The sequence below is a fragment of the Streptomyces albidochromogenes genome (assembly GCF_005981925.1).
GTDB lineage: Bacteria > Actinomycetota > Actinomycetes > Streptomycetales > Streptomycetaceae > Streptomyces > Streptomyces albidochromogenes.
Genome location: NZ_VBVX01000222.1, coordinates 1 through 11,327, shown reverse-complemented (window position 1 = coordinate 11,327; position 11,327 = coordinate 1). Strand labels below are relative to the sequence as shown.

10 protein-coding genes and 1 pseudogene are annotated in these 11,327 nt (G+C 72.7%); 6 read left to right on the top strand and 5 right to left on the bottom strand.

Annotated elements, in window-relative coordinates; genetic code table 11:
- The 3 genes and pseudogenes from E2E34_RS24475 to E2E34_RS24465 form a co-directional block, all read right to left on the bottom strand.
- A pseudogene (locus E2E34_RS24475) lies at positions 1-342 on the bottom strand (GNAT family N-acetyltransferase); the annotation flags it as partial.
- Between the two features lie 66 nt (positions 343-408).
- The gene (locus tag E2E34_RS24470; RefSeq protein WP_138904080.1) at positions 409-1,314 is read right to left on the bottom strand and encodes a PaaX family transcriptional regulator; all 906 of its coding nucleotides are present in this window, start codon (positions 1,312-1,314) and stop codon (positions 409-411) included.
- A gap of 4 nt (positions 1,315-1,318) precedes the next feature.
- Complete coding sequence (locus E2E34_RS24465; protein ID WP_138904079.1) at positions 1,319-2,935, bottom strand: AMP-binding protein; 1,617 nt, start codon at positions 2,933-2,935, stop codon at positions 1,319-1,321.
- An 84-nt stretch (positions 2,936-3,019) separates the two neighbouring features.
- On the opposite strand from E2E34_RS24465, the gene E2E34_RS24460 reads away from it, so the two are divergent.
- Genes E2E34_RS24460 through E2E34_RS24450 form a run of 3 tightly spaced genes read left to right on the top strand, consistent with a single transcriptional unit; the run spans position 3,020 to position 5,446 of the window.
- Positions 3,020-4,129: an acyl-CoA dehydrogenase family protein gene (locus tag E2E34_RS24460; protein WP_138904078.1), complete on the top strand. Its 1,110-nt coding sequence runs from the start codon at positions 3,020-3,022 to the stop codon at positions 4,127-4,129.
- Positions 4,126-4,560, top strand: a complete 435-nt coding sequence (locus tag E2E34_RS24455; RefSeq protein WP_138904077.1) for a RidA family protein — start codon at positions 4,126-4,128, stop codon at positions 4,558-4,560. Before E2E34_RS24460 ends, E2E34_RS24455 begins: the two co-directional genes overlap by 4 nt.
- A gap of 52 nt (positions 4,561-4,612) precedes the next feature.
- Positions 4,613-5,446, top strand: a complete 834-nt coding sequence (locus E2E34_RS24450; RefSeq protein ID WP_138904076.1) for an alpha/beta fold hydrolase — start codon at positions 4,613-4,615, stop codon at positions 5,444-5,446.
- Between the two features lie 59 nt (positions 5,447-5,505).
- On the opposite strand, the gene E2E34_RS24445 is transcribed toward E2E34_RS24450, so the two are convergent.
- Positions 5,506-6,756: an LmeA family phospholipid-binding protein gene (locus tag E2E34_RS24445; RefSeq protein WP_138904075.1), complete on the bottom strand. Its 1,251-nt coding sequence runs from the start codon at positions 6,754-6,756 to the stop codon at positions 5,506-5,508.
- A 97-nt stretch (positions 6,757-6,853) separates the two neighbouring features.
- Here E2E34_RS24445 and E2E34_RS24440 point away from each other — a divergent pair, with 97 nt between their 5' ends.
- From E2E34_RS24440 to E2E34_RS24430, 3 genes are all read left to right on the top strand, one after another.
- Positions 6,854-7,453 carry a GNAT family N-acetyltransferase gene (locus tag E2E34_RS24440; RefSeq protein ID WP_138904074.1) on the top strand — a complete coding sequence of 200 codons (600 nt, stop codon included), beginning with the start codon at positions 6,854-6,856 and terminating at the stop codon, positions 7,451-7,453.
- Between the two features lie 98 nt (positions 7,454-7,551).
- Positions 7,552-9,096: an MFS transporter gene (locus E2E34_RS24435; RefSeq protein WP_138904073.1), complete on the top strand. Its 1,545-nt coding sequence runs from the start codon at positions 7,552-7,554 to the stop codon at positions 9,094-9,096.
- A gap of 92 nt (positions 9,097-9,188) precedes the next feature.
- Entirely contained in the window at positions 9,189-9,629 is a 441-nt protein-coding gene (locus E2E34_RS24430) for a PRC-barrel domain-containing protein (RefSeq protein WP_138904072.1), read from the top strand.
- An 83-nt stretch (positions 9,630-9,712) separates the two neighbouring features.
- Here the strand turns inward: E2E34_RS24430 and E2E34_RS24425 are convergent, their stop codons facing one another.
- Positions 9,713-11,242: a helix-turn-helix domain-containing protein gene (locus tag E2E34_RS24425; RefSeq protein ID WP_138904071.1), complete on the bottom strand. Its 1,530-nt coding sequence runs from the start codon at positions 11,240-11,242 to the stop codon at positions 9,713-9,715.
- Between the last annotated feature and the right edge of the window lie 85 nt (positions 11,243-11,327).

The window sequence follows — 11,327 nt, the reverse complement described above, 5'->3', positions numbered from 1 at the left end:
CCCCCACCACGCCGCCAGCGCCCGCGCCGTGTCCCGCTCCGCGTTGACCGCCGGTCCGCCCAGCTCCGCGCACGCCCGCGCGAGCGGCGCCACCGCCTCCGGCGGCAGGGTCCCCACCAGCACCGCGTGCGGCGGGGTCCACAGCAGCGCCCCGGCCACGCGGCCGTCCACGCCGCGCCACCAGCCGAAGCGCGGGACGCCTTCGCCGTAGGCTTCGCTCCCGCGCCGCCGCAGCGTGTCGGCCACGGTCAGCAGCAGGGTGTTCCGCGCGGGCCGCGCGGCGACGGCGGCACCGGCGGTGGCCAGGTAGGTGTCGAGGTCGTCCGTGAAGGTCCAGGGCATGCCCCATCGTGCCCGGCCGCGCCGACCACCGTCACGCGCTTTTCGGTTCGGCCGCCGCTCTCGCCCTCAGCCGGCGTCGCCCGGGCCGCCGCCCCCGCGTACGAACTCCGCCCCCGCGTCCCGCAGCCGCGCGTGCAGCTGCGCGAAGACCGCCGCCGAGCGCGCCCCCGGCCAGTCCGCCGGCAGCAGCTCGGCGGGCAGGCCGGGATCGGCGTACGGGAGGCGGCGCCAGGAGTCGAGCGCCAGAAGGTAGTCCCGGTAGGCGTGCTCCGGGTCCGGCGACCACGACCCGCCGGCCCCCGCGCCCGTACCGGCCCCCGCGCCCGTACCGGTCCCGTCCTCCGCCTTCTGCCGCGCCACCCAGGCCCGCAGCACCGGCTCGTGCAGGTCCAGGAACTGCTCGTGCTGCTTGGCGATCGCCGTCAGGTCCCACCAGCGCGCCACTGCCTCCTCCGTCGCCGCGAAGCCGAGGTGATCGCCGCGGAACAGGTCGACGTACGGGGACAGCTGGAGGCGCTCCATCGTGTGCCGGGTCTCCTCGTACAGCCGCGCCGGAGCGATCCAGACCCCCGGCGCCGCCGATCCGAAGCCGAGACGGGCGAGGCGGGAGCGCAGGACGTGGCGTTTGGCGCGCTCCGACTCCGGCACGGAGAAGACCGCGAGGACCCAGCCCTCGGCGAGCTTGGGCGCGGGGCGGTCGTAGATGCGCCGGTCGCCGTCGTCGAGGAGCTGGTGGGCGTCCTCGGACAGCGCGTATCCGGCCGCGCCCTGCGGCGTACGGGCGGCCACGAGCAGCCCGCGGCGCTTGAGCCGCGAGACCGACGAGCGCACCGACGGCGCGTCGACCCCGACCGCCGCCAGCAGCCGGATTAGCTCGGCGACCGGCATGGGCGCCCCGCCTCCGCCGGGAGTGCGTCCGTACGCGCCGTAGAGGGAGACGATCAGGGAACGAGGGGTGTGCTGCTCGGCCACGTGATCACTCTACGGCGGCCCGCAGCCGGAAGCGCTGGAGCTTGCCGGTCGGCGTACGGGGAAGGGCGTCCAGGAAGACGATGTCGCGCGGGCACTTGTACGGCGCCAGCTCGGCCTTCACGAAGTCGCGCAGGCGCGTCGCCGTCGCCCCGTCGCGCGGCACCCCGTCGCGCAGCACGGCGTACGCCACCACCACCTGGCCGCGCCGCTCGTCGCCGCGGCCCACCACGGCCGCCTCGACCACGTCCGGATGGCGCAGCAGCGCGTCCTCGACCTCGGGGCCCGCGATGTTGTACCCGGCGGAGATGATCATGTCGTCGGCGCGGGCGACGTACCGGAAGTAGCCGTCGGGCTCGCGCACGTAGGTGTCGCCGGTGACGTTCCAGCCGTCCCTGGCGTACTCCGTCTGGCGGGCGTCCCCCAGGTAGCGGCAGCCCACCGGCCCGCGCACCGCGAGCAGCCCGGACTCGCCGTCGGGCACCGGCGCGCCCGTCGCGTCGACCACCCGCGCCTCCCAGCCGGGCACGGGCACGCCCGTGGTCCCCGGCCGGGCCGCCTCGTCCGCCGCCGAGATGAAGATGTGCAGCAGCTCGGTCGCGCCGATGCCGTTGATGATGCGCACGCCGGTGCGCTCGTGCCAGGCCCGCCAGGTCGCGGCGGGCAGGTTCTCGCCGGCCGACACGCAGCGGCGCAGGGCGCTCAGGTCGTGCCCGTCGAGACCGTCGAGCATCGACCGGTACGCCGTCGGGGCGGTGAACAGCACCGACACCCGGTGCGCGGCCAGGGCGGGCAGCAACTGTTTCGGCCCCGCCTGCTCCAGCAGCAGCGCCGACGCGCCCGCCCGCATCGGGAAGATCACCAGGCCGCCGAGTCCGAAGGTGAAACCGAGCGGCGGGCTGCCCGCGAACACGTCGTCGGGCCGGGGCTTGAGGACATGGCGCGAGAAGGTGTCGGCGACGGCCAGCACGTCCCGGTGGAAGTGCATGCAGCCCTTCGGCCGCCCCGTCGTACCCGACGTGAAGGCGATCAGCGCCACGTCGTCGGCGGACGTCTCCACGGCGGCGTACCGCGACGGCTTGCCGGCCGCCGCCCGCAGCAGGTCGTCGGGCGCGTCACCGCCGTACGCCGTGACGCGCAGGCCAGGCACCTCGGCCTTCACCAGGTCGTCGACGGCCCGTACGTCGCACAGGGCGTGGCCGACGCGCGCGATCTCGCACATGGTCGCCAGCTCGTGCGCCCGCTGCTGGGCCAGTACGGTCACCGCCACCGCACCCGCCTTCATCACCGCGAGCCAGCAGGCCGCCAGCCACGGCGTGGTGGGCCCGCGCAGCAGCACGCGGTTGCCGGGCACGACGCCCAGGTCGGTGGTGAGGACGTGCGCGATGCGGTCGGCGCGCGTGAGCAGTTCGCCGTACGTCCAGACCTCGCCCGCGGCGGTGCGGAAGACCGGCCGGTCCGGGCCGAAGCGCTCGACCGTACGGTCCAGGAGCTCCGCCCCGCAGTTCAGCCGGTCGGGATAGAGCAGCTCCGGACGGTCGAAGAGCAGCTGCGGCCACTGATGCGCGGGCGGAAGCTGGTCGCGGGGAAAGGTATCGATGTGCGCTGAGGTCTTCAGCTCCATGACGGGATCGCCCCCTTGTCGCCTCTTGAGCGTATCGTTTGGGTGACGACAGTCAACGGTTCGCGATAAGAGTGAGGCGAGGACATGCCGGGATTCGCGCTGGAACCTCAGCAGCAGGAGTGGTGCGAGCGCCTTCGCGCCCTGGCTGCGAACCATCTGCGCCCTCTCGCCGAGAAGGGGGAACCGGGCCGGGTGAACCGCCCGTTGGTCGCCGCCCTGGGCGAACACGGCCTGCTGGCCCGGCTGTTCGACTCGGGGGCACTGGACCTGTGCCTGATGCGGGAATCCCTCGCCCGCGCGTGCACCGAGGCCGAGACCGCCCTCGCCCTCCAGGGGCTCGGCGCCAGTCCCGTGGCCAGGGCGGGCACGGACGCGCAGCGGGCGCGCTGGCTGCCCGAGGTGACCGCGGGGCGGGCGATCGCCGCCTTCGCGCTCAGCGAGCCGGGCGCGGGATCGGACGCGGCGGCGCTCTCGCTCAAGACCGTACCGGAGGGTGACGGATGGCGCCTGTTCGGTGAGAAGCTCTGGATCTCCAACGCGCCGGAGGCCGACTTCTACACGGTGTTCGCGCTGACCACCGAGGGGGCGGGGGCCCGCGGCGTCACCGCCTTCCTGGTCCCCGCCGGCCGCCCCGGTCTGACCGGCACGGCGCTCGACATGCTCTCGCCGCACCCCATCGGCGCGCTGGCCTTCGAGGGCGTTCCCGTCACCCGCGCCGATGTGATCGGAGAGGTGGACCGCGGTTTCCGTGTCGCGATGGACACCCTCAACCTCTTCCGCCCCAGCGTCGGCGCCTTCGCCGTCGGCATGGCCCAGGCCGCCCTCGACGCGACCCTCGCGCACACCGCGAACCGCACCGCTTTCGGCGGCCTCCTGAAGGACCTCCAGTCGGTGGCCCACCAGGTCGCCGAGATGGCGACCCGCACACAGGCCGCGCGCCTGCTCGTGTACGCCGCCGCGGCCGCGTACGACGCGGGCGCCCCCGGCGTCCCCCGGAGCGCCGCGATGGCCAAGCTCTTCGCCACCGAGACCGCCCAGTACGTCGTCGACGCGGCCGTCCAGCTCCACGGCGCCCGCGCGCTCCAGCGCGGCCACCTGCTCGAACACCTCTACCGGGAGGTGCGCGCACCCCGTATCTACGAAGGCGCGACCGAGGTCCAGCGCACGATCATCGCGAAGGAGCTGTACCGATGACCACGCACCACCCCCACCACGCGCACCGCCCGCACCAGCTCCACCGCCTCAACCCGGCCGAGCTCTCGCCGCCCTCCGGCTTCTCGCACGCCGTCACCGCCACCGGGTCCCAACTGGTCTTCCTGGCGGGGCAGACCGCGCTCGACACGGAGGGCAAGGTCGTCGGGGACACGCTCCCGGCCCAGTTCGAGAAGGCGCTCGGCAACCTCCTCACCGCGCTGCACGCGGCGGGCGGCGCCCCCTCCGACCTCGCCCGCGTGACCGTCTACGCCACCGACGTCGCCGACTACCGCGCGCACGCCCCCGAACTGGGCCGCATCTGGAGCCGGTTGGCGGGCCGCGACTACCCCGCCATGGCGGTCATCGGCGCGGTACGCCTGTGGGACGAGCGGGCGCTGGTGGAACTCGACGGGGTGGCCGTACTGCCGTGACCCGGGCGACCACGTGCCGATAGCCTCCCCCTGTCGAGAGGGAGGTACGGCCATGCCCGAAGTCGAACTCACCGCCGGGGCCGTCGCGTACGAGGACACCGGCGGGCCGGGCCCCGTCGTCGTCCTGCTCCACGGTCTGGTCCACGACGCGACGGTGTGGCGCAAGGTGGTCGCCGACCTGCGCGCGGACCACCGGGTCATCGCCCCGACCCTGCCGTACGGCGCGCACCGCGTCCCCATGCGCCCGGACGTGCCGCTCACCCCGGACTCCGTCGTCGACCTCGTCGTGGAGTTCCTCGGCCGGCTCGGCCTGAGCGGGGTCACCCTCGTCGAGAACGACTGCGGGCGCGCCCAGACGATCGCGGCCAAGCACCCCGACCGGCTCGACCGGCTCGTCCTCACCTCCTGCGAGGCGTTCGACAACTACCCGCCGGGCGTCCCCGGCAAGTTGATCGCCCTCGCCTGCAAGGTGCCCGGCGGCATCACCCTCCTCGCCCGTACACTCGCCCTGCGTCCGCTGCGACGGCTGCCGGTCGGTCTCGGCGCTCTCACCAAGCGGCCCGTACCCGACGAGATCCTCGACGGTTGGCTGCGGCCGCTCCTGACCGACCCCGCGATCCGCGCCGACTTCCGCCGGTACAACCGGGGCGTCCGCAGGACCGAGCTGCTCGAAGCGGTGGACGGCCTGCGGAAGTTCGACAAGCCGGCGCTCGTGGTGTGGGCGACGGAGGACCGGATGATGCCGCGTGCCCACGGGCGCAGGCTGGCCGACGTACTGCCGCAGGGGCGGCTCGTCGAGATCGAGGACAGCTGCACGCTGATCGCCGAGGACCGGCCGGAGGAGTTGTCGGCGGTCCTGCGCGGTTTCATCGCCGAAACGCGGTGAGGTCCTGCCTCCGGCGGCCGGACCGGTGAGGACCGGCCGCCGGAGGCAGCCGCCGCGCGCTACGAGTCGCCGTCGGCCGCCTCGCCGAAGGTCAGGCCGGTACCGGCCAGGTCCGCCCGGACGCCCTCGCGCTCCACGCTGACGTCGCGCAGCCGGAGCCCTTCCGCGGCGCCGGGCAGCCGGAAGTTCAACGAGAGCCGCTCCGACAGCTGCGGCGGCCGCAGGCTGAGCAGGGCGCCGACCAGCTCGGGGTCGATGCCCGCCTTCTCCAGCAGCCAGGGGTGGTCCCTCACCACGTCGACGAGGTTCAGCCGCATCAGCCGCTGGGCGAAGCGGGGCGACCCGGTGAGTTCGTGCAGCGCCTTCTCGCTGCGCAGCGCCCGCTCGACCCACTCCCTCGGTACGCCGAGCCGGTCGACCACCGCGGGAACCGCCAGCAGTGCCTTCACGTGGGCCGCTTCCCTGCTGATCCGGGCGGCGGCGCGCGGATGCAGGCGCAGCCCGGAGTGCGCGCTGTCCTTGCCGGGCCGGTAGGTGACGAGGCCCGGGATGTCGAGCCGCATGTGGTCGACGGTCGTGGACACCGCCCGGTCGCCGTCGCGGCGTATGTGCGCCTCGGCCCGTACGCGCACTTCGTGCCCGGCGACGGGCAGGGAGCCCGCCACCCGCACCCGGTTCTCGCCGTCCTTGGTGAACCGCGCCTGTGACGCGCCGAGTTCACGGCCCAGGTCGTCGAAGGACAGCAGGACGTCGCCGTCCACACTGCCGACGACCGCGCCCCGGATCGAGGTGGGAAGGCTGCCGACGACGCGGATGTCCCGGGCGGTGGCCCGCACCTCGGCGAGCGAGACCCGGTCGGCTGCCACGTCGGGAACGGACACCTCGACCTCGTCGAGCCGCCGCTGCGCGACCTGCGTGAGGAAGGGGAAGCCGCGGATGTCGACCTCGGGCGCGGTGGCCAGCCCCAGCGACTCCTTGAGCTTCACCTCGGCCCTGTCCTGCGCGTACAGCACGGCGAATCGGTCGCCGGCCAGCAGGAGGGAGGCGCAGACCAGGCCGGTGACGGCCAGTTTCAGTACGAGGGGGACGGCGGCCGGCCGGCTCTTGCCGCGGTGGTTGGGCGGCTGCCATGGTTCCTCGTCACGGCCGTCGTCGCCGGGCCCGGCGTCGGGCGCGAGCCCGAGGCCGAGCGGGTCGTCCTCGCCGCCGGCGCCCGGCGGGCCGGCATCGTCCGGGTCCGGCGTGGCGAGGAGGGCCAGTTCGTCGTAGGGATTGGGGGGATGTGAGGCTATGCGTGTGGGGGGTCGCATCGGCTCATCCCACCATGTGAACCGCCCTCGAACGCAAGCGCGATGGGCGGTACCTCCTTATTTGGCCAGGTATATGGCCGGGAATGAGAGACACGCGATGAACGGTGCCTGGTTCGAACGCCCCACCCTGACCGGGTGTTTCGTGCGCCTGGAACCGCTGTCCACCGAGCACGCCGACGGCCTGTTCGAGGCGCTCAAGGACCCGTCCGTCTGGCCGTGGCTGTCCAAGAGGCAGCCCGCCGACGCCGCCGGGATGCGCGGGATCGTCGAAGGGCTGCTGGCCCGGCAGGAGGAGGGCGACAGCGTCGCGTTCGCGCAGATCGACGTGGCGACCGGCGAGGTGGCGGGCTCCACGTCGTACTACGAGATCGAGCCGGCCCACGGCGGCATCGCCATCGGCTCGACCTGGCTCGGCAGCCGCTTCCAGCGCACCGGCATCAACACCGAGGCCAAGCTCCTGCTCCTCGGCCGGGCCTTCGACGACCTCCGGGCCCGGCGCGTCACCTGGCACACCGACCACCGCAACGAGCGTTCGCAGCGGGCCATCGAGCGCCTCGGCGCGCGGCGCGAGGGTGTCCTGCGCGGTCACCGGGTCCGGCCGGACGGAACCGTGCGCGACACGGTCGTCTACTCGATGCTCGCCGACGAGTGGCCCGCCGCCCGCGACGCGCTGACCAGCCGCCTCACGCGTCCCTGAGGCGACGCCGCTGATCGAGTGGTGGCCCCCAGGGGGTGGGTTTACGGTCGAATGGTGGGCAAAACCGCCCACTGCCCCTTCCGTGAGGGCCACACGCCATGACGACTCCACAACCGACGTCGGCGAAAGCGGGAGCCGGTGCGGGCCCGGAAGGCAAGAACGGCCTCGCCCTGCTGGTCATCGCCTCGTGCCAGCTGATGGTGGTCCTCGACATCACCATCGTGAACATCGCCCTGCCTCAGATCCAGAGCGACCTCGAGTTCTCCACGACGAGCCTGTCCTGGGTGGTCAACGCCTACACGCTGACGTTCGGAGGGCTGCTCCTCCTCGGCGGCCGGGCCGGTGACATCCTCGGCCGCCGCCGGGTCTTCGTCTTCGGTGTCCTGCTCTTCGTGCTGGCCTCCCTGCTCGGCGGCCTCGCGCAGAACTCCGGCCAACTCCTCGCCGCCCGCGCTCTCCAGGGCGTCGGCGGCGCCATCGCCTCACCGACGTCGCTCGCGCTGATCGCCACCACCTTCACCGAAGGTCCCGCCCGCAACCGGGCCTTCGGGGTCTTCGCCGCCGTCTCGGCGGGCGGCGGCGCGATCGGGCTGCTGGCCGGCGGCATGCTCGTCGAATGGCTGGACTGGCGCTGGGTGTTCTTCGTCAACGTGCCGATCGGAGTGCTCATCGCCGTCGCCACCCCCCGCGTCATCAAGGAGTCCGAGCGCCATCCCGGCCGTTTCGACGTCGGCGGCGCGCTGACCTCCACCCTCGGCATGGTCTGCCTGGTCTACGGCTTCATCCGCGCGGCAGATGAAGGCTGGACCGACGGCCTGACGCTGGCGTCGTTCGGCGCCGCCGTGGTGCTGCTCGTCGTCTTCGTCCTGGTGGAGCGGCGCTCAAAGCAGCCCATCACGCCGTTGCACATGTTCGCCGACCGCAACCGGGCGGGGACGTTCGGCATCATGCTCGCCCTCGCCGCCGCGATCTTCAGCATGTTCTTCTTCCTCACCCTGTTCGTCCAGGGCGTCCTGGACTTCAGCCCGCTCACGGCCGGACTCGCCTTCCTGCCGGTCAGCGCCGTCATCGCGGTGGGCGCGGGGCTCGCCTCCCAGCTCCTGCCGAAGTACGGGCCGAAACCCTTCATGGTGGTGGGGTCGATCCTGGCGGCGGCGGGCCTGTCGTGGCTGACGCTGACGGACATCGACTCGACGTACCTGGGCAGCATCCTCGGGCCGATGCTGGTCTTCAGCCTCGGCATGGGCATGAACTTCGTCGCCCTGACCCTGATGGCCGTCTCCGGCGTCTCCTCGCAGGAGACGGGCGCGGCCTCGGGGCTGCTCAACGTGACGCAGCAGGTCGGCGGCTCCCTGGGGCTGTCCATCCTGGTCACGGTGTACGGGACGGCGAGCCGCAACGAGACGCGGGACCAGACCCCGGACTTCATGGCCCGGGCCACACCGAGGGAGCGGCTGGCCTTCCAGCGGACCCATGAACTGCCGCCGCCCTGGGCCGACGAGGTCCTCACCTCGGGCGTCTCCGCCGCGTTCATCGTGGCCGCCGCCTTCACGGTCGTCGCCGCGATCATCGCGCTCGTCGCCATCCAGGTACGCCCGTCCGACCTGGAACGCCTCAAGGGCGGGGGAATGCCGGGCCTCTGAGACCGCCGCCGCGCGCGCCCGCGCCCGTTTGCCGACGGGACGACAGGCAAGACGGCAGGGGACAGGCGGCGGCAGGACATTGAGGAGCAGCAGTGATCACCCAGGAGCAGCTCGGCAGGCTGACCGGCCGTCCCGTCCGCGACGCGGACGGGCTCGACATCGGCCACGTGGAACGCCTCCTGCTCGACGACACCACCGGCCGCCCCGAGTGGGCCGTGGTGCGCGGCGGCCCGTCCGGCGCCGGTGACGCCTTCGTGCCGCTGCGGGAAGCCGTCCTGGCCGGAGACCACGTGGAGGTCGCGTTCACGGCGGCCGCGATCGAGGCGGCCCCCGGCACCGGGGGCGACGACGTCCTGACCGTGGTCGACGAGCGGACGCTGTTCGCGCACTACGGCATCCGGGACGTACGGGAGCAGGTGAACGCCGACGAGGGCACGGGCTGGTCCGCGATGGACCGCGCCCAGCACATCCGCGCCGGCGCGAGCGGCCACGAGGACGCCCGCACCCGCCTGCGCCCCTACGACCCGGCGTGACCGGGAGGTCCTGACGGAGGAGGGGTTCCGGCACAGGTGAGGGGAGCGACCGCGACCGGTCGCTCCCCTCACCGGCACGGCGTCTAGATGTCCCGGAAGATCTCGATCTGCGCGCCGACCGAGTTGAGCCGCTCGGCCAGCTCCTCGTACCCCCGGTTGATGACGTAGACGTTGCGCAGTACGGACGTGCCCTCGGCCGCCATCATCGCCAGCAGGACGACCACGGCGGGGCGCAGGGCCGGCGGGCACATCATCTCGGCGGCGCGCCACCGGGTCGGGCCCTCCACCAGCACGCGGTGCGGGTCGAGCAGCTGCAGGCGGCCGCCGAGGCGGTTGAGGTCCGTGAGGTAGATCGCGCGGTTGTCGTACACCCAGTCGTGGATCAGGGTCTGGCCCTGGGCCACCGCCGCGATCGCCGCGAAGAACGGCACGTTGTCGATGTTCAGCCCGGGAAACGGCATCGGGTGGATCTTGTCGATCGGCGCCTCCAGCTTGGAGGGCCGTACGGTCAGGTCCACCAGGCGGGTACGCCCGTTGTCCGCCTCGTACTCGCCGCTGCGGTCGTGGTCGAGGCCCATCTCCTCCAGTACCGCGAGCTCGATCTCCAGGAACTCGATCGGCACCCGTCGGATCGTCAGCTCCGAGCCCGTCACCACGGCCGCCGCGAGCAGGCTCATCGCCTCGACCGGGTCCTCGGACGGCGAGTAGTCCACGTCCACGTCGATGTTCGGTACGCCGTGCACGGTCAGCGTGGTGGTGCCGACGCCCTCGACCCGTACGCCGAGCGCCTCCAGGAAGAAGCACAGGTCCTGGACCATGTAGTTGGACGAGGCGTTGCGGATGACGCTCACGCCGTCGTGGCGGGCCGCCGCGAGCAGCGCGTTCTCCGTCACGGTGTCGCCGCGCTCGGTCAGCACGATCGGCCGGCCGGGTCCGGCCGACGGCTCCACCACCGCGTGGTAGATGCCCTCGGTCGCGGTGATGTCGAGGCCGAACCGGCGCAGCGCGATCATGTGCGGCTCGATGGTGCGGGTGCCGAGGTCGCAGCCGCCCGCGTAGGGGAGCTTGAAGTGGTCCATGCGGTGCAGCAGCGGGCCGAGGAACATGATGATGCTCCGTGTCCGGCGCGCCGCCTCCGCGTCCATGGAGTCCATGTCCAGCTCGGCGGGCGGGACGATCTCCAGGTCCTTCCCGTCGTTGATCCAACGGGTGCGTACGCCGATGGAGTTGAGCACTTCGAGCAGACGGTAGACCTCCTCGATGCGCGCGACGCGCCGCAGCACGGTGCGGCCCTTGTTGAGGAGCGAGGCGCAGAGCAGCGCCACGCACGCGTTCTTGCTCGTCTTCACGTCGATCGAGCCGGAGAGACGGCGGCCGCCGACGACACGTAGATGCATCGGTCCCGCGTACCCCAGCGAGACGATTTCACTGTCGAGGGCCTCGCCGATCCGCGCGATCATCTCAAGGCTGATGTTCTGGTTGCCGCGCTCGATGCGGTTGACGGCACTCTGGCTGGTGCCCAGCGCTTCGGCGAGCTGCGTCTGTGTCCAGCCCCGGTGCTGCCGGGCGTCACGGATGAGCTTGCCGATGCGTACGAGGTAGTCGTCTGCCATGGCGGCAGGCTATCTCAGATATGAGATGCCGCATTCCGAGGGGCTGGTGCGGCAGTTGTGGCGCGGGGCATGGGCGGGCGCGGCC